Raw genomic sequence first — 23205 nt, 5'->3', positions numbered from 1 at the left:
GTCTTAATGTTTAGCTTGTATCCGCGATACGTCAAACAAGAGCCTAAAAGGAGTTCCGACAAATGATTCGTTGTGGTGTGGCCGGACTTGGCCGTTGGGGCCGTGTACTTATCGATTCCGTGCAGGGGAAATCGGACAAGATCACCGTTACCGCAGGCGTCACCGGGCGCAAGAATCTCGCCGTCGAATATTGCACCGATAAAGGCATCGATCTTCGCGACGATTTCGCCGAGCTGCTGAACGATTCCGATATCGACGCCATCGTTTTGGCGACACCGCACACCCAGCACGTCGATCAGATCATCGCCGCCGCGAAAGCCGGCAAGCCTGTGTTCTGCGACAAGCCACTGGCGTTGACCGCCGCCGACGCCAGGCGCGCCGCCGATGCCATGCAGGCCGCGAACCTGCCGCTCTGCGTCGGCTTCAACCGCCGCTTCCTGCCGGCCATGATCAAACTCCGCGAGCTGGCGACATCCGGCGCGCTCGGCACGCTGTTGCATATCGAGGGGAATATCTCCGGCGGCGGCGGGCTGCGCTACGGGCCGGAACACTGGCGCGCGTCGGAAACTGAAAGCCCGGCCGGCGGCATGACGGCGATGGGTGTGCACATGATGGATGCGATGATGTCCATTTGCGGTCACGTCGAGCAACTGCGCGCCGTCAGCGAACGCCGCGCCACACCGGTGCCGGTCGACGATACGACGTTCGCGACGCTGAAATTCCATTCCGGCGTCACCGGTGTCCTTACGACCCTGTTCGCCACGCATTTGCTGTGGCGGATACAGGTCTTCGGCTCCAAGGGCTGGGCCGAGGTCCGCGATCAGGACATTCTTGAGGTGCGCCTGCTCGACGGCGACAATACACGTGAGGATTTCAGCGGCTTCGATATGGAGCGCGCCGAACTTGAGGCGTTTGCCGATACGCTGACGGACGGCATGCCTTATCCGGTGCCGATCGAAGACGCCATCCACGGCATCGCCATTCTCGAAGCCGTGGTCGAGGCGTCGAAAACCGGCAACGCCGTCAAACCGGGCTAGGCGTCAGTCTTTGGTCGCGGCGTCGATCTTTTTGTCGGTGTTGTACTGACTGAGAGCATAAACCGACCAGATCGCGGCGGGAATCCAGCCGATCAGGCTCAGTTGCAGAATCAGGCAGATAATCCCCTGTATCGGTTTGCCGATGGTGAAGAAGTTCAGCCACGGCACCAGCAGGGCAAGGATTAATCGTAACATAGCGGTCCTCGTCTATTGTTGTAGGCTACCGCATATGGTCGACGGCAGCGATATGCACACCAACTAAGTTCCACGATTGTCCCAGCCGCCGCAAGTCTATAAAACCCCCGCTCATGGACGTCTCGCAATTCGATTTCAATATGCCGCAAGCCTGCATCGCGCAAAGCCCTGCCCGGCCCCGCGACAGCGCGAAGCTGTTGCATATCCCGGCCGGGGGCGGGTTGAACGACCTGACCGTGCGCGATCTGCCGACGCTGCTGCGCGCGGGTGACGTCATGGTGTTCAACGACACCCGCGTCATCCCGGCGCGCCTGACCGGCAAGCGCGGCGATGCCACCAATCGCGGCAAGCCCGACGGCGCGAAGATCGAAGTCACCCTGCACCAGCCGGTCGATGCCTATACCTGGCGCGTCTTCGCCAAACCGGCCCGCAAACTGAATCCGCGCGATTACATCGTTTTCGCACCGGGCTTCGCGGCCGATTGTATCGACGCCGGCGACATGGGCGAACGGACATTACGCTTCAACGTTTCAGGCCGCGATCTGATCGATATGCTGGAAAAGCACGGCATCATGCCGCTGCCGCCCTACATCAAGCGCGACGCCGGCGGCGATGACGAAGACCGTGAAGATTACCAGACCATGTTCGCCGAAAACGACGGCGCCGTCGCCGCACCGACGGCGGCGCTGCATTTCACCGGCGAGCTGTTGCAAGCCGTGCGCAACGTCGGCGTCATCGATCACCGTGTCACGCTGCACGTCGGCGCCGGGACGTTTCTGCCGGTCCGCGTCGAAAAGACCGAGGATCACGTGATGCACACCGAACGTGCGATCCTGAGCGCGGACATTGCCGAGAAACTGAACGCCGCGCGCGACGCGGGCGGGCGCATCATCGCCTGCGGCACGACATCGCTCCGGACACTGGAAAGCGCCTGCGACGACAACGGCCGCTTTCATGCTTACGACGGCAACACGGACCTGTTCATCACGCCGGGTTACCGCTTCAAGGCCGTCGATGCGCTGATGACCAATTTCCATTTGCCGTGTTCGACACTGTTCATGCTGGTGTCCGCGCTGGCCGGGCTGGCGCGGATGCAGGCCGCCTACAAACACGCCATCGACAACGGGTACCGTTTCTATTCCTATGGCGATGCGTGTTTCATCGAACGGGCGGAGCTGGACGCATGAGCGGCACCGGATTTGAACTGATCACCACCGACGGCCAGGCCAGACGCGGCCGGGTTTCAACGGCGCACGGCAGCTTCGAGACACCGGCCTTCATGCCCGTCGGCACGGCGGCGACGGTCAAGGCGATGACGCCGGAGTGGGTCGCCGAAACCGGCGCCGAGTGCATCCTGGGTAACACCTATCACCTGATGCTGCGTCCGGGTGCCGAGCGGATCGCGCGGTTGGGCGGTCTGCACACGTTCATGAACTGGCCGGGGCCGATCCTGACCGACAGCGGCGGCTTTCAGGTGATGTCGCTGGCGGGTCTGCGCAAGATGGGCGAGGACGGGGTTCGGTTCCGTTCGCACATCGACGGCAGCTATCACGATCTGACGCCGGAAATATCGATGCAGATACAGAACCATCTGGATGCCGACATCACCATGGCGTTCGACGAATGCACACCGTTCCCGTGCGAAAAAGACGATGCCGCCAAAAGCATGCAGTTGTCGATGCGCTGGGCCAAGCGATCGAAGGATGCCTTCACCGAGCGCGACGGCTACGGCCTGTTCGGCATCGTCCAGGGCAGCGTTTTCGAGGACCTGCGTGACGAAAGCATCACCGCGCTGACGGACATCGGCTTCGACGGCTATGCCATCGGCGGGCTGGCGGTCGGCGAAGGTCACGACGAAATGCTCCGCGTTCTCGATTTCACGGCGCCGAAATTACCGGATGACAGGCCCCGCTATCTGATGGGCGTCGGCAAGCCGGACGATCTGGTGGCCGCCGTCGCGCGCGGCGTCGACATGTTCGACTGCGTGCTGCCGACCCGGTCCGGACGCACCAATCAGGCGTTCACGCGGCGCGGCACCGTCAACATGCGCAATGCGCGCCACAAGGATGACACCCGGCCGATCGACCCCGATTGCGCCTGTTATGCCTGCGCCAATTACAGCCGTGCCTATGTGCACCATCTGGTGATGGCCAAGGAAATCCTCGGCCTGATGCTGCTGACACGCCACAACCTGCATTATTATCAGGAACTGATGGCCGGCATGCGCACCGCCATCGAAGCCGGCACCTTGGCTGACTTTCAGAGCGATTTTACTGCCCAATATACGGACGGAGATATCGAGGCGACGTAATCCGGCTTTGCCGCACCCGGCTGTCTCGCCTAATATGCGCGCATGAGCGACACCACATACGAAACCCTGAGCCAACTCGGCCAGTCGAGCGATCTGCCGGATAACCCGGACGCGGCTACGCTTGAATGCGTTGCCAACCCGCACCCCGGCACGCGCTATCTGATCCGCTTCGCGGTCCCCGAATTCACCTCGGTCTGCCCGGTCACGGGCCTGCCCGATTTCGCGCATCTGGTGATCGACTACGTGCCGCAGAAACTCATTGTCGAAAGCAAGTCGTTGAAGCTCTATCTCGGCAGTTTCCGCAATCATCCGGGCTTTCACGAACAGTGTACGGTCGACATCGCGCAGAAAATCATTTCCGCCGCCGAGCCGCACTGGATCAGGATCGGCGGCTACTGGTATCCGCGCGGCGGGATTCCCATCGACGTGTTCTATCAGTCGGGCGAACCGCCGAAGGGCTTGTGGGTCCCTGATCAGGGCGTCGCCCCCTATCGCGGTCGGGGCTGAACAAGGCCCCTCCGGTACGTGCAGCCCGCCTGTCAGCCGAGCCACAACATTAACGCCCAGCCGTAGCTGACCAGCGTCGGCAGGAAGGTCGCGCCGAAGCCGAAGGCCCTGGCCGGCCCGGAATGATGATACCCGGCCCAGAAACATATCCTGGCGAACACGAACGAGCACGCCAACAGCGGAATGACGCCGAGATCGGCATCGGGGAGTTGCAGCGCCAGCGCAGACCAGCCGAAGAACGCGAGGATGACCTGTTCCAGCGTGTTGTTAAGGCAGCGCCTGTCTATATCGGCCCAGGTCCCGCTCGGCGGCGCCTCGCCGTCGATAATATCCTTAACAAGGAACCGGGCATTGCCGACCATGATGACCAGCAACGCCAGCACCAGCCCCGGTAGGGCCATCCATTTCAGGACAAGCGCGATGCGTGCAGCCGCGCCGGCCGCTTCAACGTTGAAAATTCCGGTCCCGAAAGACACAAGCAGCACCGTATAAAGCATCGACACGGTCGATCCGACCAGTACCCAGCGCCGCTTCGCCCACGCTTGCGCATCCGTCATGTCGCCCGTCCTTATTCGTCGCCCCGGTAGGTACAGCCCGCGGTGCAGGTTTCCCAGAGCTTGACCTCGGAAAGGGCCGGCAAAAGCGGTTTCAATTGCGCCCAGATCCATTGCGCGATGACTTCCGAGGTCGGGTTTTCGAGCCCCGGAATTTCGTTCAGGTAATGATGATCGAGGCGCTCCCAGATCGGATGGAACGCGGCCTTGATCTCGGCGAAATCCATGACCCAGCCGGTTTGCGCATCGACCGGCCCCTCGACCGCGAGGCGGACGCGGAAGCTGTGTCCGTGCAGACGGCGGCACTTGTGGCCTTCCGGGGTGTTCGGCAGATCGTGTGCCGCTTCGAAGGTGAATTCCTTGAAAATTTCCATCGTCGTTCCTGTCAGGGTCGTATCTATTCGGCGGGGATCAGGGTATCCCCAGCACTTTATGGGTTTGCAGGCTCAGGCGCCACGCCGGATGCGCACGGCAGTAGTCGACGCAGGCCCGGGTGTTGGCGGCCTGATCGGGCCCGTCCATCGGTTGCAGCATGAAATAGTCGAAATTCAGGTCCTGAAAACGTTCCGGCATCGCCTTGGGCTGCGGATACACCAGTTTCAGTTCGTGCCCGCGGGTCTGTTTCAGTTCGGCGTCGGCCTTCGGGCTGACGCAAATCCAGTCGATCCCGGCCGGTGCCGCAATGGTGCCGTTGGTCTCGACCGCGATCTCGAAACCGTGCGCATGCAGGGCATCGGTCAGCGCGTCATCGACCTGCAACAGCGGCTCGCCACCCGTCATGACGACGAAACGCTTGCCTTCGTCCGTCACCGGCCAGGCCGCAAGCACGGCGTCGGCCAGGGCGTCCGCATCTTTAAAGGCGCCGCCGCCTTCACCGTCGGTGCCGACGAAGTCGGTATCGCAGAAACTGCACACAGCGCTGTCGCGATCCTGTTCGCGCCCGCTCCACAGGTTGCAGCCGGCAAAGCGCAGAAACACCGCCGGGCGTCCGGCCTGACGGCCCTCGCCTTGCAAGGTGTAGAAAATTTCTTTGACCTGATATGTCATGGTGGCGGGTTTTACGCCGATTGTCCGCCCGCTTCAACTAATGTCCGCTCAATCCCAATCCGGGCGCGGCGCGCCCCGCGCCTGCATCTCGGCTTCGCTATAGAATGCGTCCGCGAAAATGTCGTGGCGCGGCACCGATTTCAGTTTCAGCATATGCGCGCAGGCGTCGACCATCACCGGCGGTCCGGCAAGATAACACTGATGACCATAAAGAAGCTGAAAGTCGGCGGCGACCGCATCGCTGACAAACCCGGTACGGCGGCCGGAATTCTCCTGCGGCTCGGAGATCACCGTCACGAAACGGAAATTCGGATAGGTGTGCATCAGGTCGATGAAGTAGCGCTCCAGATACAGTTCGCTTTCCTCGCGCACACCGAAATACAGATGCACGTCTTTTCTGAAGCCGCCAGCCAGCGCGTCTTCGACGATCGCCTTCATCGGCGCAAGCCCCGTCCCCCCGGCGACCGCCAGCAACGGGCCGTCGTGCCTGGCGCGGTAATAGGCGCCGCCGAAAGCGCCCTGGACGTCGACCGGGTCGCCGGACTTCAGCTCATCGCAGATATAGTCGCTGACGCCCCCGGCGCCGGAACGGCGGATGTGCAATTCGATGACGCCCGCCCCCGGGGCATTGGCGATGGAGTAATCGCGGGGTTCGAGATCGCCGATCCGGAAGCTGGCATACTGGCCGGCGCGCCAGTCGAACAGTTCGGCGTCATCGGGTTCCAGCCTGATAATCCTGACTTCGGGGGACGCGGCTTCGACCTCGCGCACGCGGCACGCCACGACATCGCCGGAAAGACCGGTGCTCATACTTGTTCATCCCCGCTCAGGCGTGCCGCACGGGCCGCGTCGGGGCGGTCGCGGTTGAACCCTTGCGGGCGTTCCGGCATCGCGTTCAGGGCGCGCTTGCGCTTGGCGTCGGTGACAACCGGCTGGGCGTACATCTGTTTCACGGCTTCGGTCACGATAACGCCGGCGGCTGCCGGGAACAGGCGCATGCCGATTTTTTCCCACGCCGCCGCCGAGCCTTGCAGGATGCCGACATCGACCGGCGGCACGAACAGCGCGCGCGTGCTTTCCACCGGCATGAACATGTTATCGCGCAATAGGCGGGACAACTGCCCCCGCGAATACGGCCGCCCGTTGCCGAGCGGGGTCGATTCAAAGCGCGCCCACAGGCCGCGCCGGTTCGGCGCGATGATCACCAGCTTGCCGGAATCCGCCAGCACCCGCCATGCCTCGCGAAGCAGCGGCCGCACCTGTTCGGTGCATTCAAGCGCATGCACGATTAGTACCCGGTCCATACTGAGGTCCGCCAGCGGCAATTCCGTTTCGTCGGCCAGCATGGTCAGGCTGCGCTCGTGTTGTGGCCAGTGCATCACGCCCTGGCCTGCCGGCATGGCGGCGAGGACACGCTCCGCCTCGCCCCTGAACATCGAAAGGTACGGCGTCGCGAAACCGAGACCGAGAATTCTCAAACCGCTGACGTCCGGCCACAGCATGCGCAGGCGGCGGCGCACCATACGTTGCGCCGTGCGCCCGAGACGGCGCGCGTAAAACTCGCGAAGATCGACTACATCACACCACATACGCCGACATTAGATCGTTTCTTGGGCGTGGTCATCCCCGCCGCATGTCTGTTCCCGAAAAAGCAGGTGATGACATTCCGCCGTAAATACCCATATTGCGGGTAAGCAACAATTTCCGTCCGTTATTCTTAAGGAGAATATCCATGCAACTTCGCTATTCACCGACATCGCCATACGTGCGCAAGGTTTCCATCACCGCCATCGAAGCCGGTCTGGCCGACAAGATCGAGCGCGTCTCCACCGATCCGTGGTCGGCGGAAACCGATCTCGGCAGCTCGAACCCCATCGGCAAGGTCCCGTGCCTGATCACCGATGCAGGCATGGCGATTTACGACAGCCCGGTGATCTGCGAATACCTGGACAGCCTGAACACCGGCACAAAGCTGATCCCGGAAAGCGGCGATGCCCGTTTCAAGGCGCTGACGCTGGCCGCGGCCGGGGACGGCATGCTGGATGCCGGCGTCTTGATGCTGATCGAGACCGTGCGCCGTCCGGCCGAATTGAAATGGGACTGGTGGGCCGAGCGTCAGCAGTCCGTTATCTTCCGCTGCATGGACGTTGCCGATGCCGCCGCCGATGACATGGCCGGCACCGACGGCCCGATCACCATTGCCGAAGCCGCCATCGGTGCGGGCCTCGGCTGGATCGACCTGCGCTTCCCCGATATGGGCTGGCGCGACGACCGCCCGGCCCTGGCCGACTGGTTCAACAAGATCTCGGACCGCCCGTCGTTCGAGCAGACGGTGCCGAAGCCGGCCTAACCCGAAGAGTATTCATCCGTGATGCGCCGGGCGTATGCGACGAGGTTCGCATGCGCCCGTGCCGTTTTCGTTCCCGGATGCGCTAAACCGGTTTACGTTTCAACAGTTCTTTCGACGCCAAGACCGCGCCACCGACGATCAACAGGCATCCGGCGGCGGCGACCCATGTCGCCTCGCCCTTGCCGAATGCAATCAAGAGGATTGTCGAGATCAGCGGCGCGGCATAGGCCAATGCGCCTAGCACCTGAATGTCGCCATGTTTGGTGCCGTAGTCCCAGGTGAAGAACGCAGCCCCCACGGGCCCGAGACCGAGGCCGATGACACCCAGCCATTCCAGTCCATCGGCCGGCCACACGGTCTGCTCGAACACGCCATGACACAGCAGGGCGAGGACCGCCGTCGCCGCGCAAAAGCCGCCGACCGTATCCGTCGGCACATGGCCGAAGCGGCGGTTGAAGACGGAATAGCTCGACCATGTCAGCGCACAAAGAACGGCCATCGCGTAGCCCAGCGTAAATTCCGACTTGAATCCGGCAAGCCCGCGCCCGCCGGTGATCAGCAACGCCGCCCCGACAAGACCCGCGAACGCCCCCGCGACATGCCACCAGCGAAGCCGCTCGCCCGGCAGCAGGGCCGAGCCGACAACGATCAAGAGCGGCCACATATAGGCGATCAGCCCGGCCTCGACCGGCGGCGCGTTCTTCAGCGCCATGAAATAGAAGAAGTGATAGCCGAACAGCCCGCAGGTGCCGAGCGCCCACGCGCCGATGGGCTGCTTCAGATGGCGGACGATATTCTCGCGAAACACCAGCCATTTGATCGCAACGAAAGCGGTGGCGATGCCGAACGACATGGCGGCGAGCTGGAACGGCGGAATTTTTCCGGTCAGCGTCGTGAACAACGCCAGCAACCCCCACATGAGGACCGCCGTCGACCCGATCAACGTCGCCTTTACCGTTCGTGCGTCCCTGGCCGCCATGGCTCCCCCTTTCTTCGAGACGCGCTTTGCGCTCCCCGGGATGAGGAACTCTACCCGCCGCGTTCGATTGATCAACGCGCAATCTCGCCACAAACAAAAAGGACGGCGCCCGAAGGTGCCGCCCTTTTCGAACCGTATGCGCGACCGGTCAGATCATATACTGACCGCCATTGGCGGAGATCGTCGAGCCGGTGATGAAGCCCGCCTCGTCGGAGGCCAGGAAACTGACGCAACGCGCGATTTCCTCGGCTTCGCCCAGTCTGCCGACCGGGATCAGCGGAATGATCTTGGTATTGAGGATTTCCTCGGGCACTGCGCGCACCATTTCGGTACCGATGTATCCCGGCGCCACGGCATTGACGGTGATGCCCTTGGATGCGGTTTCCAGCGCCAGCGCTTTGGTGAAGCCCAAGTCGCCCGCTTTCGATGCGGCGTAGTTGGTCTGCCCGAACTGGCCCTTCTGGCCGTTGATCGAGCTGATCGAAACGATCCGTCCGAAGTTGGCGGCGCGCATGTCGTCGATGACGTTGCGGCTGAGGTTGAACAGGCTTGAAAGATTGGTGTGAATCACCGCATCCCAGTCCGCTTTGTCCATCTTGTGCAATGGCTTGTCGCGCGTGATGCCGGCGTTGTTGACGAGGACTTCAATGGCCCCGACGTCCGCCTTGATCTGCGCGACGGCAGCCGATACGGCGTCAAAGTCGCCGACGTCGAATTTATAGACGGCGATGCCCGTCTCGTCTTTGAAAGCGTTCGCGGCCTCGTCGTTGCCGGCATAGTTGGCGACGACGGTATACCCCTTGGCTTTAAGTTCTTCTGAAATGGCGCGCCCGATACCGCGCGTCCCACCCGTGACCAATGCTACTCTGGACATATGCTACCTCCGATGAATGCCGCAATTTTTGCGGTCGTTTGGCTCCCTGTCCGGGTGGCGGCGTCGATCCCGCCACCCGTCAGGAATTTATCTTAGTCGCGTTCGACGCACATGGCGATCCCCATGCCGCCGCCGATGCAAAGCGTCGCCAGACCCTTTTTCGCATCGCGTTTCTGCATTTCGTGCAAAAGCGTGACGAGAACCCGGGCGCCCGAGGCGCCGATCGGGTGACCCAGCGCGATGGCGCCGCCGTTGACGTTCACTTTTTCGACGTCCCAGCCCATGTCCTTGTTGACCGCGCAGGCCTGCGCCGCAAATGCTTCGTTGGCTTCGATCAGATCGAGATCGTCAACCGTCCAGCCGGCTTTTTCGAGTGCCATGCGCGATGCCGGGATCGGACCGGTGCCCATGATCGCCGGATCGACACCCGCGGTCGCCCACGACTTGATGCGGGCCAGAACCGGTGCGCCGCGCTTTTCGGCGTTCTCGGCACTCATCAGCACCAGTGCGGCGGCGCCGTCATTGATGCCGGATGCGTTGCCGGCCGTGACCGTGCCTTCCTTGTCGAAGGCCGCGCGCAGCTTGGACAGGCTTTCCATGGTGGTGCCGTGCTTCGGATGCTCGTCGGTGTCGACGACGGTTTCACCCTTGCGGGACTTGACGGTGACGGGAACGATTTCGTCCGTGAACTTGCCGGCCTTTTGCGCGGCTTCGGCTTTTTCCTGCGAGGCAAGCGCGAATGCGTCCTGCTCTTCACGCGTAAGCTGCCATTTCTGGGCGACGTTTTCCGCCGTGTTGCCCATGTGATAGCCGTTGAAGGCATCCCACAGACCGTCCTTGATCATGCTGTCGACAAGCTCGCCGGAGCCCATCTTGACGCCGTTCCGCAGGTGCATGACGTGCGGTGCCTGGCTCATGCTTTCCAGCCCGCCGGCAACGACGATCTCGCTGTCGCCCATCTTGATTGCCTGATAGCCGAGTGCCACGGTACGCAGACCGGAGCCGCAAAGCTGGTTGATGCCGTAAGCCGTTTTTTCCTGCGGGATGCCGGCGCCCATGGCAGCCTGGCGGGCAGGGTTCTGACCGCCGCCGGCGGCGAGGATCTGGCCCATGATAACTTCGGAAACGTCTTCCGGGCTGACGCCGGCGCGGCTCAGGGCTTCCTTGATGGCAACTTCACCCAGCTGGGCCGCCGACAGTGAACTCAATCCGCCCAAAAAGGCCCCGACGGGGGTCCGGGCTGCACCTGTGATTACTACTTCGCTCATGGGTCTCTCCCTTTGTCATGCTTGCGTAGATGGCGGTCATTGTTGACCGGTTGATTTGCTTCGTTGCGACCGACATACGTCATTTCAGCCGCGCCTTCAAGAATAATTTTGCAGTGCACCATTTTTATTGCAGTGCAGCAATCCAGTCGTTCACCGGCCTGTACAACGTGGCTTCGGCCCTTGAGCCCGCAACCATGCCGATGTGTCCCGCATTCGCGGTGATAAGCGTGGCACGCGGCATCTGTTCTGCCAAGGGCCGGGCCGATGCCGGGGGCACGATCGTATCATGATCGGGGATCACCACCAATGCCGCGATGTCGAGTTTGCCGACGTCAAGGGGCCGCCCGCCGCTTTGCCAGGTGCCCGCTGCTGGCTGGTTGTCGACGTACCATGCACCCAGGCATTCGAGCGCCACCGGCCCGCTCAACGCGACGCCGTCGTTGAGCCAATCCTCGAGCGCGATGAACGCCCTGCTCGCCGCACTGTCCGGCTTCATGGCGGCGAAGCTGCGGAACTTGCGGATCACGCCGCCGGGATCGCGGCTTGAAAACATCGCCTGAATGACGTCGATGGGCAGATAGCCGACGGTGTCGATCAGATGGCGCAAACCCGGCATCATCGCAGCCAGCAGTTCCGTCGACGACCTCGGCATGGCATGGAAGTCCCACGGCGTCGCCAGCAGCACCATGGCGCGGATTTTCTGCACATCGCGATGCGCCAGCGCCAACGCCAGATTGCCGCCCATGCAGTACCCGGCAATGACCGGCGCCTGCCCGCTTTGTGCGGCGACAAAATCGCGGATCCGTTCCAGGCGGTCGACATAGCGGTCGATATCGAAAGTCATTTCCGTTTCGCCCGGCGCATCCCAGTCGACCAGATATGTGTCATGACCGTTTGCCGCCAGATAACGGACCAGAGAGTGTTCGGGGTCGAGGTCGAGAATATAGGCCCGGTTGACCAGCGACGGGATCAGGATCACCGGCGCGCCGTTTCCGTCCGCGGCCGCGTCGGCGCGCAGAAGCTTCGACGTGCCTTCGCGCCAGCAGACCGGCAGCGGCGGCATCCTGGCCGGGCGCGGCCGGGCGGCAAAGCTGTTCACCCCTTCGGCGAAAGCATGGATACGGTTTTCGATTTCTTTGGCAAGGGCCTCGGAGAACGCGTCCGGATCAACTTTTTGCAGTTTTTCCTGTAGCGATTTTGCCTGCGGGCTCAGTGAGTCCTTCCAGACGAGCGAGCCGTTTTTCAAGCTCGGCAATGCGCAGAGCGAGCTCGCGAACATCAGGTTCTGCACGGCCAGATGAAGCGCCAGCGGACGTGGTGCCAGAACCGTCTGCTCCATCGCCCTGATCATGTCCTTTATCATCCGTCCCCGCCTCAGGTGTTTGCGCTGCCTTTTGCATCATCGCCGCCACGTTCGCCGCGCCGGCATTCATCAGTTCCATGGTCTGCGCCATGGTCCGGGCCAGTGTCTCGTCGGTGGTAAACGCCTTGATCTGCTGTTCCCACAGATCGGCGTATTCCCTCGCCAGACGCTGCAGGTCTTCGCCTGCCTGTTCCGCTTCACCATCCGGTCCGCTGTCTTTACTCATGATATCGGCTCACTCTATCGAGCACCGGGCTTCGGTACACTGGTTTTTGTTTCCGCCCACACTATATATTGCGCAGTATATCGCCACCGAAAGCATCGGCAAACGCCGTGCCGCAGGGTCAGGTAAAAGCTCGGAATTTTGTGCACCTTCGGTCGCTTTATGCTGCGCAATGCTGCACCTGCCGAAAACCATGTGGAATTTTCGTTGCAGTGCACAAGCATCAGCGCTAGTTTTTGGTATAACGGGAAGGGAGCCTACCATGGCCAAAAAGCCTCAGGACACCGAGACTTCCGACGGTGAGAAGAAGCCGATCACCATCAAGAAATATGCGAACCGCCGCCTCTACAACACGGAAACGTCGAGCTATGTGACGCTCGACAACCTGTCGCAGATGGTGAAGGACAGCAAGGAATTCTGCGTTTTCGACGCCAAGACCGGTGAAGATATCACCCGCCAGGTTTTGACGCACATCATCGTCGAAGAAGAGTCCAAGGGGCAGAACCTGCTGCCGATCAGCTTTCTGCGCCACCTCATCAGTTTCTATGGCGACAGCCTGCAGGCGGTGGTCCCGAACTACCTCGACCATTCGATGAGCTCTTTCGCGCACAATCAGGAACAGATGCGCAATTACCTGGAAGACGCTTTCGGCGGCCTGAGCCCGTTCGGCCCGATGGAGGAGATCTCCAAAAAGAACATGGCGATGTTCGAAAACGCCATGAAGATGTTTACGCCGTTCTACGGCCCGGACGGCATGGTTGCCGGCAACGATGCCGCAAAGACCGAAGATGCCAAACCCGAAGACGGCAACGACATCAACGATCTGCGTCAGCAGATGCTGGACATGCAGAAGAAGCTCGACAAGCTTTCCGGCAAGTAACGCTTCCCATTATTCGCTGATTTACGGCAGTTCCCGGACCAGGCGGAAGCTGAGCCAGTAGCTCTTGACCGCGCCCGGGTTCTTCTGGCGGTTGGCCGAACGCGACATTCTCGAATAGTAATACCAAGACCCGCCGCGGATAACGCGGAACTGGCATTTGCCGCCGAGCCAGGCTTCCGGTCCCTTCGGCGCACCTTCGTAATTCTCATGCCAGCAATCCTCGACCCATTCGAAGGCATTGCCGTGCATGTCATACAGCCCCCACGGGTTGGGATCGAAGCTGCCGACCGGCGCGTTGCCGATACCCGACCAGGGCGAGCCGCACTTGCGGCAATTGACCCTGTTTTCACCGACCTGCTCGCCGAACCAGTAATTCGACTTGGTGCCGGCCTTGGCGGCGTATTCCCATTCCGCCTCGCTCGGCAGGCGGTACTTCTTTCCCGTCGTCTTGCTCAGCCAGTCGGCAAACCCGTGCACCATGTTGTGATTGACGTTGATGACCGGCTTCCTGAGCTTGCCCCAGTTATGGTCGTCCGGCACGTGCGTGCAGCCGCCGCCGTCCAGACACGCCTGCCATTCCGCATGCAGTGTTTCGAAGCGGCCGATGGCGAACGGCTTTTTGAATCGGACGATCCGTGTCGGCTGCTCGCTCTTGTGCAGTTTCGAGCCCATGACGAAAAGCCCGGCCGGGACCACCACCATTTCGGGGCAGGTTTCGCAGTCGCGAAAAATATCGCCGGGTTTGAGCTTGGTGCCGGGGGCAATGACCGGTGCCTTGGGGATGTCCCTGGGTGCGATATCTTCCGGATAGACACCCTGTGCCGCGACCGTCGCGGGCACGACGCTGCCTAGAACCAGCGCGGCAATGAGAAGAAGTCGGATCATGATCTTAACGTGTCCGTTGCCCGCGCCCCGGTCAAGTCTCTCCGAGCTTGGCGCATGCACGCCGGGCGGCACGGGCGACCAGCCCCGAGGCATCGGCGCACAACTGCTCGGCCACCGGCTTCAGGGAAGTATCTCCGGAATTGCCGATCGCGATCATGACATTGCGCACGAACCGGTCGCGCCCGGTGCGTTTGATCGGCGAACCGGCGAACAGTTTGCGGAACGCTACGTCGTCGAGCGCAGCCAGATCGGCGAGCCGGGGCTGGGCCAGCTCAATGCGGGGCTGCAGCGCAGGCTCGCGCGCGGGTTCGGAAAACTTGGTCCACGGGCACGCCGCCAGACAGTCATCGCAGCCATAGATATGATTGCCCATGGCGTCCATCAGCTCCTCTGCGATATCGCCGGCGTGCTCGATGGTCAGATACGAAATGCAGCGCCTGGCATCCATCTCATAGGCAGCGGGAAAGGCATCCGTCGGGCAGGCCCTGAGGCACTTGTCGCAACTGCCGCAGTGATCCGCTTCCGGCATGTCGGGCGGCAGCTCGATTTCCAGAAACACCTCGCCCAGGAACAGCCACGAGCCCTTGGCGCGGCTGACCAGATTGGTGTGCTTGCCCTGCCAGCCGATCCCGGCGCGCTGGGCCAGCGGTTTTTCCATCACCGGCGCGGTATCGACGAAGACCTTGATGTCGCCGCCGTAGGTTCCGACGATCCAGCGGCCGAGCCGCTTCAGGCGTTTCTTGACCACATCGTGATAATCCTTACCGCGCGCATAGACGCTGATCGCGCCCCGGTCCGCCATGCCGGTTACCGCCATCGGATCAAAGCCGGAACCGTAATTGAATCCCAGCACGATCACCGTTTTCGCCTGCGCCATCAGCGCTTTCGGATCGCCGCGCCGGCCGTCTTCGCGTGCCATCCAGGCCATATCGCCGTGATAGCCGTTGGCCGTGAACTTCGCCAAGGCGGCCAGATCGCGGGGATCGGCATCGGCCGCCGCGAAGCCGACGGCATCGAAACCCATGCTCAGGGCCTCGTCACGGATTTCCGCCTTGATCACGCGGGGATCCGTTTCGATACGTGCTGGTGGTTTTCCGGTACTCGTCATTTCAGCAGCATTATGCTAATGAGCCGCGCAATCAACCGAGATACATTTAAGAAGACATTCGGGATACACGTTATGAGCACAGAAAAACCCGCGGTCGTCCTGTTGAGCGGCGGCCTCGATTCCGCGACCGTTCTGGCGATTGCGCTGGAACAGGGCTTTCGTCCCGTCACCCTGACGTTTCGTTACGGCCAGCGCCACGCCGCCGAGATCGGTGTCGCCCAGGCCCTGGCCAAAGCCAACGGGATCCAACGCCATGTCGTCGCCGATATCGATCTGCGTGCCTTCGGCGGCTCGGCGCTGACCGCCGACATTGATGTGCCGAAGCACCGCTCGGATGCGGAAATCGGCGAAGGCATCCCCATTACCTATGTCCCGGCACGCAATACGGTGTTCCTGTCCTATGCCCTGGCGTTGGCGGAAACGACGCAATCCTTCGACGTCTTCATCGGCGTCAACGCGCTGGACTATTCCGGCTATCCCGACTGCCGCCCCGAGTTCGTCGCCGCCTTCGAGAACGTCATGAACCTCGCCACCAAGGCCGGTGTCGAAGGCGAAAAGCCGTTCACGCTGCACACTCCGCTGATCGACATGTCGAAGGCCGATATCATCCGCCGCGGCACCCGGCTCGGCGTCGATTACGCAAACACTTTAAGCTGCTATGATCCGACAACGGACGGCAAACATTGCGGCGAATGCGATGCCTGCCACCTGCGCAAAAAAGGCTTCCGCGAAGCCGGCATCGACGACCCGACCCCTTACGCCGCTTGATTGAGAGAAAGACCATGAAACATTCAGTTTGGATTGCCGCACTGGCTTTGACCCTGCCCGCCGGACTGGCCGAAGCGGAAACCGCCGAAGGCAAGCGCGACGGCATTTACCAGATCGTCAAGGCGACGGAGAGCCGGGTCTGGCGGCTGAATACCGAAACCGGCGAAATCGCGGTGTGCGAGCTTTCCGGCGAGAACCTGGTCTGCACATCGACAAGCAATGCCGCAGAGGTACCTAAGAAATCCTATGCCGAGATCGAGGCCGAGCGCGCCGAAGCGCAAAAAGCCGCCGATGCCCAGCGTCAGGCCGAGCGTGAGCGCGAGCTCAAGTTCCTCGACAAGATACTGGCGCTGTTCCGTGAATTGCTGCAAACCGCCATGGGCACCGCACCCGGCAGTTGAACGCACTTTCACCTTTACTTTGATTTCCAGAGCCTTAGCCATTATCACTAGCCGGCTTTGAATTTACTTCGCAGCTCGAGCGGACATTGGGGTCATGACCGATAAGAAAAAAGCGCTGGCGGCAGTCCGTGAGGAAATCGACGCCATTGACGAGCAAATTCAGGACTTGCTGATCCGGCGCACGAAAGTCGTCGAGAAAGTGCGCACGATCAAGGAAGGCGAAACCGTCAAGATCAGGCCTTCGCGTGAAGCGGAGATGATGTACCGGCTGACGGCGCGTCACCACGGCAACTTCCCGAAACGCGAACTGTGCCGCATCTGGCGCGAGATCATCGTCGCCACGCTCAGCTTCGAAGGACCGTTTTCCGTCGCCGTCAAGGACATCGAGAACGAGCCCGGTTACTGGGACATGGCACGCGACCAGTACGGCAGCTTCACCAAGATGGCGCGCCACAGCTCGGGCCGTGCCGTGGTCGAAGCCGTGCGCTCGCAGGAATCTTCCGTCGGGATACTGCCATGGCCCAGCCGTGACGATCCGGATCCGTGGTGGCGATACATGGTCTCCAGTGATCCCTCGACCCCCAAGATCATCGCCCGCCTGCCGTTCGTCCCCGGTTCGAACGTCCGCGGCAACGGCCTTGAAGCCGCCGTCATCTGCCCGATGGAACAGGAAAAAACCGGTCGCGACCGTTCCCTCCTCGCCGTCGAATCCGATACTGAAATCAGCGCCCGCAAGATAGAGGATGCCCTCAATTCCGCCGGTGTCAGCGCCGCCTTCGTGCAAGGCTGGCACGATCCGAACCGCCCGCCCGGCTGGGTCTATCTGGTCGAAACGTTCGGCTTCGTCGATCCCGCCGGCAAACAATTCCCCCGGTTCACCGACGCTATCGGCAAATCGGCGCAGCGTATCCTCCATGTCGGCGGTTACGGTACGCCGCTCGGCGAACGAGATGTCGCGCCTGATAAGCTTGGCGGAGATGAAACATGACAAAGCGCCCCGAAGCGCGCCCCGGCATCATGGAGATCGCCGCTTATGTCGGCGGCGAATCCGCCATTCCCGGCGTCGATCGCATCATCAAGCTGTCGTCGAACGAAGGCCCGTTCGGCCCCAGCCCGCTGGCCAGCAAGGCATTCGAGGCCGAAGCCCAGAACCTGCACCGCTATCCGGATGGTAGCGCCGTCGAACTGCGCAATGCCATCGGCGAACGCTACGGCCTCGACCCGGCGAAAATCGTCTGCGGCGCCGGATCGGATGAACTGATCGCGCTGCTCTGCAAGGCTTATGCCGGGCCGGGCGACGAGGTCCTGTATTCCGAGCACGGCTTTCTAATGTATCCGATCACGGCGAGAAGCGTTGGCGCGACACCGGTGACGGCGACGGAAACCGACAAGACCGCGAACGTCGACAATCTGCTGGCCGCCGTGACGGACAGGACACGGATTCTGTTTCTCGCCAACCCGAACAACCCGACCGGCACCTACCTGCCGGCAGCCGAGGTCAGGCGGCTTCGCGACGGGCTCAGGGACGATATCCTTCTGGTGATCGATGCCGCCTATGCGGAGTACGTCACCGCCGACGACTACGAGCCCGGGATCGCGCTGGTCGACGCCGGCGAGAACACGGTGATGACGCGGACCTTTTCGAAGATTTACGCGCTCGGCGGGATGCGCCTCGGCTGGTGTTACGCGCCCGCCAATATCGCCGATGTCCTGAACCGTATCCGCGGGCCGTTCAATGTCGGCGCGCAGGCGATGGCTGCCGGGATCGCCGCCATCGGCGATCGGGCGTTCGAGGACATGAGCCGTGATCACAACACGCGATGGCGCGAATGGACGCAGGCGGAACTGACGAAACTGGGCCTCTCCGTGACGCCCAGCATCGGCAATTTCCTGCTCGTCTGCTTTGGTGAAGACCCGGACCGCGACGCGGCGGCGGCGGATGCGTTCTTGAAGACGCGCGGCATCGTGGTCCGGCGCATGGGCGGTTACGGCTTTCCGAACTGCCTGCGCATCACCATCGGTCTTGAGGAAGAAATGCGCAGCGTCGTCGATGCGCTGGCGGCTTTCCTCGGCCGCAACGATACGGAAGCCCCATCATGAGCGAAGCACCGCTGTTCGATAAAGTTACCCTGATCGGTATCGGCCTGATCGGCTCGTCGCTGGCCCGTGTCATGCGCGCCGAGAATCTGGCCGGCGAAATCATTGTTGCCACGCGCCGTGAAGAAACCTTGAAACGCGCCGTCGAGCTGGGCCTTTGCGACCGCGGCACGCTGGATGCCGGCGAGGCCGTCCGCGACGCCGATCTGGTCATCGTCTGCACGCCGATGGGCAGTTACGCCACCGTCGGCGCGCAGATCGCACCGTTCCTGAAGCAGGGCGCCATCGTCAGCGACGTCGGCTCGGTCAAAGCGCCGGTGTTTTCGACGCTGGCCCCGGCATTGCCGGATCATGTGCACCTGGTGCCGGGTCACCCCGTCGCCGGGACCGAGCATTCCGGCCCCGATGCCGGGTTCGCCGAGCTGTTCAAGAACCGCTGGACGGTGCTCACCCCAGCCGAAGGCACCGACGCCGATGCCGTGCGGAAAGTCACCGAACTGTGGACGCGCGCCGGCGCCATGGTCGAAGTAATGGATGCGCACCATCACGATCAGGTCCTGGCCATCACGTCGCACCTGCCGCACCTGATCGCCTATACCATCGTCGGCACGGCGACCGATCTGGGCGACGACCTGAAGCAGGAAGTGATCAAGTTCTCGGCCTCGGGGTTTCGCGATTTCACGCGTATCGCGGCGTCCGACCCGACCATGTGGCGCGACGTGTTTCTGACCAACAAGGACGCGGTTCTGGAAGTGCTGGGCCGCTTCGACGAGGACCTGACGGAACTGAAGCGCGCCATCCGCAAGGGCGACGGCGACAAGCTGTTCGATCACTTCACCCGCACCCGCGCCATCCGCCGCGGCGTCGTCGACGCGCATCAGGACGACATCCCGACGCCGGCCCCGGCCCCTAAAAAATGACGGTCGATGAACTCAAGCGGCATTTGGCGCTGCCGGTCATCGGCGCGCCGATGTTCCTCAAATCCGGTGTCGATCTCGTCGTCGCACAATGCTGCAACGGGGTGATCGGCGCGTTCCCGGCGTTGAACGCGCGCCCCGCCGAAGAACTGGACGTCTGGCTCGGCGACATAAAGTCCCGCCTGTCGGCTTTTGAGAATGAGACCGGCAAGGTTGCGGCACCGTATGCGGTAAATCTTGTCGTGCATGCCTCCAACACACGGCTCGACGAAGACCTGGCGACCGTTATCCGTCACCGCGTGCCGTTGGTGATCACCTCGCTGTCGGCGCCGGACAAGGTCGTCGATGCCGTGCACGCCTATGGCGGGCTGGTGTTCCATGACGTGATCACGCGGCGTCATGCGCAGAAGGCCGCCGCCGCCGGGGTCGACGGCCTGATCCTCGTCTCTGCCGGGGCCGGCGGACACGGCGGGCGGCTCAACCCATTCGCGCTGATCGGCGAGGTCAGAAAAATTTATGACGGCGCGATCATCCTTGCCGGGGCCATCGCCTCAGGTCCGGCGATCCTTGCCGCGGAAGCCCTCGGCGCCGATTTCGCCTATATCGGCACGGCATTCCTGTCATCCACCGAAAGCATGGCATCGGATGCGCACAAGCAGATGATCGTCGACTGCAGCGCCGACGACATTCTCTACACCCCCTATTTTTCAGCGACCTACGGCAATTACCTGATCCCGTCGATCAAGGCGGCCGGTGTCGACCTTGAAGAAGCGGCTAACGCCAAGCCCAGGAACAAGGATTTCAAGGTCGGCAAGGAGCGCCCGAACGCCTGGAAGGATATCTGCAGCGCCGGGCAAGGGGTCGGGCAGATCACCGCCGTCGCCGGCGTCAGCGAGATTGTCCGGCAGTTAAAGGCCGACTACGACGCGGCGCGGAACGCGCTGTTGTCGGGCTGGAAATAAGTAAAGCCCCTCTCTGTCGTAAGATTAAGAGTAACGCTTCACTTAAAAGTTATACTGTAATCTTTCGCAATCATGATATCCCTGTTTGTATTATGGAGCGCCAGTCAACTATCGGCGTAGGTTCAGGTGGAGGATCGCCATGTTTCTCGATCTCATACATTCCGCCGGCTTAATTCTTTCATTGGCGCTTATTTACGGCTTTATCCTTCGCCTGTGGCCAACGGCCTCGACCTTTTCCGCAGTCCTTTCGGGAAGCCTTTTCGGCAGCATTGCCATCCTGGGCATGGCGTATCCCGTTACCATAGAACCCGGTGTGATATTCGATGCCCGAACCATTATCCTGCCTCTGGCCGGGGTTTTCGGCGGCCCCGTCACCGCCGTGATCGCGGGACTGCTCGCCGGCTCCTACAGGGCGTGGCTGGGCGGCGGCGGCGCGGTTGTCGGGGTATCGGTGATCGCCATGGCCGTCGCCTGTGGCCTGGTCTTTCGTCATCTGCTCCAAAGCAAGCGGATCAAGGCGAATATCTTGTCCCTGCTGGCCCTTGGAACAGTCGTTCATATATCCGAAATTTTTCTGTTCCTGTTTCTGCCCGAAGCCGTCGTCGCGCATGTTCTGCGCAGTATCGCCATTCCATTGATCGTTGTCTTCATTCCGGCGACCGCCATCCTCGGCATGGTCTTTCTGGCCATCGAGGAACAGATCGTCACCAAGGATGAACTGCTGAAACTGCGTACCGACAAGGCGGAGGCCCTGGAAAAAGTGGTCGATGTCCTGTCATCAGCGCTGGAATCGCGGGACCCGCTGACATCGGGTCATGAAAAGAAAGTAGCCGAGATCACCGTCATAATAGGTGAAAAGCTCGGCTACGATGCGCATCGGCTGGAAGGACTCCGCCTTGCCGCGTCATTACATGACTTCGGCAACATCCAGATCCCGACGGATATTCTCGTCAAGCCGGCGGCGCTCTCCGAGCCTGAGTTCAATCTGATTAAATGCCATCCGGAATACGGCGCAAAATTGCTGAGCGATGTCGATTTCGGCTGGCCGATCCAGGAAATCATCCTGCAACATCACGAGCGGCAGGACGGCAGCGGCTATCCCCGGGGATTGAAGAACGGTCAAATCCACGAAGAAGCCCAGATCATTGCCGTCGCCGACACCCTTGAAGCGATGACGTCGCACCGGCCGTTCCGGGCCAGTCTCGGCATCGAAACCGCGAAGGCCGAGCTTATCGCCGGACGGGGGAAAAAATACGCCGCACAGGTCGTCGATGCCTGTCTCGAACTGATCGAGGATAATCTGATAAAATTCTGAGACGTGGCGTTATTGCCAGTCGATCGTTTTAAGCCGGATCAGCGGCACAGGGCCCACGGACAGCTTCCGGTCCTGCAGGCTCAGCGGCAATGACACGACTTTCGCACCGCCGCCCGGCGGCGATTTCGCCAGCACACCCAGCACGACCTTGGCCAGAGTCCCGTCCTCGGGTCTCGCCGCGCCGGCGGCGACCAGCGCATCGACGGCTTCGTTGAAGCCTGAAATCCCCGCCGTGAACGCGCCGATCGGCTGCAAGTCGCGATCCAGCGCCAGTGTTCCCTCGCCCTTCATGGCGAGGACGCCGTGCGCGATCTCAAGAGTGCGGATATCCACAGCCCCACCGTCATCGACCCAGACCCGCAGACTTTCCGCGTTGATCCCTTGCGGCGGTGCCGCGCCGGTCGCTTCGGCGGTCAACCTGAAGACCGCGACATTGCCGCCGAACGCCGAGTGCATGCTTTCCGGCAGGCTGGCGTCGCGGGCATCGATCCGCAGTTGCCCGTAGACCGGCAACGCACCCCGCCGCAGGGCCACGGACAGGGATTTCACGCGCAGCGTATCGCCGCTCAATGGCCGGGCGGCGCTGACACCGGCCAGATCCATATCCACGCGCCCGCCCCGGTCGCGCCCCAGCGTGAAGGCATTGTGCGCCGCATCCAGAATATAGCGGCCCGGCATGGCGCCCTTGTCCAGCGTCACAACAAGCGGGCCTGTAACCGATCCGGCAAGCGAGTCGAAATTCCAGGGCCGCAATTCGGCCCGCAGTTCGGGCACGCGGATGCGCCAGCCGCCCTCCGGGTCGGCGGCGTCGAGGCGGACAATGCCGATCCGCAGCGGCCCCGGATACCCGCTGACCGTCAGCGCGCCGTACACGGCCACGCGCCCGCCGGCATGCATGGCATCGACCCATCCATCGAGTTCGGCGCGCACTTCCGACGCCAGCCACGACCACCATAACGAATAGGCCCCGGCGGCGATCGCCAGCACGGCGAAAACCGTGCGCGCCCAGCGGCGGCGGCTGAAAGACGCTTCAAGCACAGGTTCGTCGGTGCCGGGTAAATTCGGATCGGACATCCCCGGTAATCTAGGGCGTTGCCCCCGCTTCGGGAAGGGCATAGCTTGCCAGCACGACGAAATCATCCGGAACGAATGCAGCAGAACGTT

General features: G+C 62.0%; 27 protein-coding genes. 13 read left to right on the top strand and 14 right to left on the bottom strand.

From position 1 onward, the window contains the following. The first annotated feature begins 62 nt into the window (after positions 1 to 62). On the top strand, positions 63 to 1037 hold the full coding sequence (locus tag L2D14_04650; GenBank protein ID WNK00715.1) for a Gfo/Idh/MocA family oxidoreductase: 975 nt from the start codon (positions 63 to 65) through the stop codon (positions 1035 to 1037). A 3-nt stretch (positions 1038 to 1040) separates the two neighbouring features. Here the strand turns inward: L2D14_04650 and L2D14_04645 are convergent, their stop codons facing one another. Continuing rightward, positions 1041 to 1232, bottom strand: coding sequence for a YqaE/Pmp3 family membrane protein (locus L2D14_04645; GenBank protein WNK00714.1), 192 nt, complete (start codon positions 1230 to 1232; stop codon positions 1041 to 1043). A gap of 113 nt (positions 1233 to 1345) precedes the next feature. On the opposite strand from L2D14_04645, the gene queA reads away from it, so the two are divergent. Genes queA through queF form a run of 3 tightly spaced genes read left to right on the top strand, consistent with a single transcriptional unit; the run spans position 1346 to position 4050 of the window. Then, positions 1346 to 2419, top strand: a complete 1074-nt coding sequence (queA, locus tag L2D14_04640; protein ID WNK00713.1) for a tRNA preQ1(34) S-adenosylmethionine ribosyltransferase-isomerase QueA — start codon at positions 1346 to 1348, stop codon at positions 2417 to 2419. Beyond that, entirely contained in the window at positions 2416 to 3543 is a 1128-nt protein-coding gene (tgt, locus tag L2D14_04635; protein WNK00712.1) for a tRNA guanosine(34) transglycosylase Tgt, read from the top strand. Before queA ends, tgt begins: the two co-directional genes overlap by 4 nt. A gap of 42 nt (positions 3544 to 3585) precedes the next feature. Further along, a complete protein-coding gene (gene queF, locus L2D14_04630) occupies positions 3586 to 4050 on the top strand; it encodes a preQ(1) synthase (protein ID WNK00711.1) in 465 nt (154 codons plus the stop codon). Between the two features lie 32 nt (positions 4051 to 4082). Here queF and L2D14_04625 read toward each other — a convergent pair whose 3' ends face one another. Genes L2D14_04625 through L2D14_04605 form a run of 5 tightly spaced genes read right to left on the bottom strand, consistent with a single transcriptional unit; the run spans position 4083 to position 7240 of the window. Continuing rightward, positions 4083 to 4607 carry an MAPEG family protein gene (locus L2D14_04625; protein ID WNK00710.1) on the bottom strand — a complete coding sequence of 175 codons (525 nt, stop codon included), beginning with the start codon at positions 4605 to 4607 and terminating at the stop codon, positions 4083 to 4085. Positions 4608 to 4618: 11 nt separating this feature from the next. Beyond that, a complete protein-coding gene (queD, locus tag L2D14_04620; GenBank protein ID WNK00709.1) occupies positions 4619 to 4978 on the bottom strand; it encodes a 6-carboxytetrahydropterin synthase QueD in 360 nt (119 codons plus the stop codon). 37 nt (positions 4979 to 5015) lie between these two features. Continuing rightward, positions 5016 to 5651 carry a 7-carboxy-7-deazaguanine synthase gene (queE, locus tag L2D14_04615; protein ID WNK00708.1) on the bottom strand — a complete coding sequence of 212 codons (636 nt, stop codon included), beginning with the start codon at positions 5649 to 5651 and terminating at the stop codon, positions 5016 to 5018. Positions 5652 to 5699: 48 nt separating this feature from the next. Further along, the gene (locus tag L2D14_04610) at positions 5700 to 6461 is read right to left on the bottom strand and encodes an FAD-binding oxidoreductase (protein ID WNK00707.1); all 762 of its coding nucleotides are present in this window, start codon (positions 6459 to 6461) and stop codon (positions 5700 to 5702) included. Then, entirely contained in the window at positions 6458 to 7240 is a 783-nt protein-coding gene (locus L2D14_04605; protein WNK00706.1) for a methyltransferase domain-containing protein, read from the bottom strand. The genes L2D14_04610 and L2D14_04605 overlap by 4 nt, the downstream gene beginning before the upstream one ends. A gap of 143 nt (positions 7241 to 7383) precedes the next feature. Between L2D14_04605 and L2D14_04600 the strand changes: the two genes are divergently transcribed. Further along, entirely contained in the window at positions 7384 to 8001 is a 618-nt protein-coding gene (locus L2D14_04600) for a glutathione S-transferase N-terminal domain-containing protein (GenBank protein WNK00705.1), read from the top strand. A gap of 82 nt (positions 8002 to 8083) precedes the next feature. On the opposite strand, the gene L2D14_04595 is transcribed toward L2D14_04600, so the two are convergent. From L2D14_04595 to L2D14_04575, 5 genes are all read right to left on the bottom strand, one after another. After that, positions 8084 to 8980, bottom strand: coding sequence for a DMT family transporter (locus L2D14_04595; protein ID WNK00704.1), 897 nt, complete (start codon positions 8978 to 8980; stop codon positions 8084 to 8086). Between the two features lie 148 nt (positions 8981 to 9128). Continuing rightward, positions 9129 to 9854 carry an acetoacetyl-CoA reductase gene (gene phbB, locus L2D14_04590; protein ID WNK00703.1) on the bottom strand — a complete coding sequence of 242 codons (726 nt, stop codon included), beginning with the start codon at positions 9852 to 9854 and terminating at the stop codon, positions 9129 to 9131. 92 nt (positions 9855 to 9946) lie between these two features. Next, a complete protein-coding gene (locus L2D14_04585) occupies positions 9947 to 11122 on the bottom strand; it encodes an acetyl-CoA C-acetyltransferase (protein WNK00702.1) in 1176 nt (391 codons plus the stop codon). A gap of 124 nt (positions 11123 to 11246) precedes the next feature. After that, positions 11247 to 12401 (bottom strand): alpha/beta fold hydrolase, encoded by a 1155-nt coding sequence (locus L2D14_04580; GenBank protein ID WNK00701.1) that lies wholly within the window; start codon positions 12399 to 12401, stop codon positions 11247 to 11249. Beyond that, a complete protein-coding gene (locus L2D14_04575; protein ID WNK00700.1) occupies positions 12289 to 12711 on the bottom strand; it encodes a hypothetical protein in 423 nt (140 codons plus the stop codon). The genes L2D14_04580 and L2D14_04575 overlap by 113 nt, the downstream gene beginning before the upstream one ends. A 259-nt stretch (positions 12712 to 12970) precedes the next feature. Here L2D14_04575 and phaR point away from each other — a divergent pair, with 259 nt between their 5' ends. Then, the gene (phaR, locus tag L2D14_04570) at positions 12971 to 13588 is read left to right on the top strand and encodes a polyhydroxyalkanoate synthesis repressor PhaR (protein ID WNK00699.1); all 618 of its coding nucleotides are present in this window, start codon (positions 12971 to 12973) and stop codon (positions 13586 to 13588) included. A 21-nt stretch (positions 13589 to 13609) separates the two neighbouring features. Here phaR and L2D14_04565 read toward each other — a convergent pair whose 3' ends face one another. Together L2D14_04565 and queG are read right to left on the bottom strand one after the other, a co-directional pair. Further along, entirely contained in the window at positions 13610 to 14473 is an 864-nt protein-coding gene (locus tag L2D14_04565; protein WNK00698.1) for a formylglycine-generating enzyme family protein, read from the bottom strand. Between the two features lie 31 nt (positions 14474 to 14504). Beyond that, positions 14505 to 15581, bottom strand: coding sequence for a tRNA epoxyqueuosine(34) reductase QueG (queG, locus tag L2D14_04560; GenBank protein WNK00697.1), 1077 nt, complete (start codon positions 15579 to 15581; stop codon positions 14505 to 14507). 18 nt (positions 15582 to 15599) lie between these two features. On the opposite strand from queG, the gene queC reads away from it, so the two are divergent. The 7 genes from queC (at position 15600) to L2D14_04525 (ending at position 22041) form a co-directional block, all read left to right on the top strand. Next, positions 15600 to 16349 (top strand): 7-cyano-7-deazaguanine synthase QueC, encoded by a 750-nt coding sequence (gene queC / locus L2D14_04555; GenBank protein WNK00696.1) that lies wholly within the window; start codon positions 15600 to 15602, stop codon positions 16347 to 16349. 14 nt (positions 16350 to 16363) lie between these two features. Next, positions 16364 to 16750 (top strand): hypothetical protein, encoded by a 387-nt coding sequence (locus tag L2D14_04550; GenBank protein ID WNK00695.1) that lies wholly within the window; start codon positions 16364 to 16366, stop codon positions 16748 to 16750. Between the two features lie 94 nt (positions 16751 to 16844). After that, on the top strand, positions 16845 to 17738 hold the full coding sequence (locus L2D14_04545) for a chorismate mutase (GenBank protein ID WNK00694.1): 894 nt from the start codon (positions 16845 to 16847) through the stop codon (positions 17736 to 17738). Further along, positions 17735 to 18850, top strand: coding sequence for a histidinol-phosphate transaminase (gene hisC / locus L2D14_04540; GenBank protein ID WNK00693.1), 1116 nt, complete (start codon positions 17735 to 17737; stop codon positions 18848 to 18850). Before L2D14_04545 ends, hisC begins: the two co-directional genes overlap by 4 nt. Continuing rightward, a complete protein-coding gene (locus L2D14_04535; GenBank protein ID WNK00692.1) occupies positions 18847 to 19767 on the top strand; it encodes a prephenate/arogenate dehydrogenase family protein in 921 nt (306 codons plus the stop codon). The genes hisC and L2D14_04535 overlap by 4 nt, the downstream gene beginning before the upstream one ends. Further along, positions 19764 to 20726, top strand: a complete 963-nt coding sequence (locus L2D14_04530; GenBank protein WNK00691.1) for a nitronate monooxygenase family protein — start codon at positions 19764 to 19766, stop codon at positions 20724 to 20726. The genes L2D14_04535 and L2D14_04530 overlap by 4 nt, the downstream gene beginning before the upstream one ends. A 139-nt stretch (positions 20727 to 20865) precedes the next feature. After that, positions 20866 to 22041, top strand: a complete 1176-nt coding sequence (locus L2D14_04525) for a LytS/YhcK type 5TM receptor domain-containing protein (GenBank protein WNK00690.1) — start codon at positions 20866 to 20868, stop codon at positions 22039 to 22041. Positions 22042 to 22050: 9 nt separating this feature from the next. Here the strand turns inward: L2D14_04525 and L2D14_04520 are convergent, their stop codons facing one another. Next, complete coding sequence (locus tag L2D14_04520; GenBank protein WNK00689.1) at positions 22051 to 23115, bottom strand: DUF2125 domain-containing protein; 1065 nt, start codon at positions 23113 to 23115, stop codon at positions 22051 to 22053. Positions 23116 to 23205: the final 90 nt, after the last annotated feature.

The sequence above is a fragment of the Thalassospiraceae bacterium LMO-JJ14 genome, from assembly GCA_021555105.2.
Classification (GTDB): Bacteria; Pseudomonadota; Alphaproteobacteria; order Rhodospirillales; family Casp-alpha2; genus UBA4479.
The sequence above is the reverse complement of the archived record's forward strand: the minus strand, read 5'-3'. Positions and strand labels throughout refer to the sequence as shown.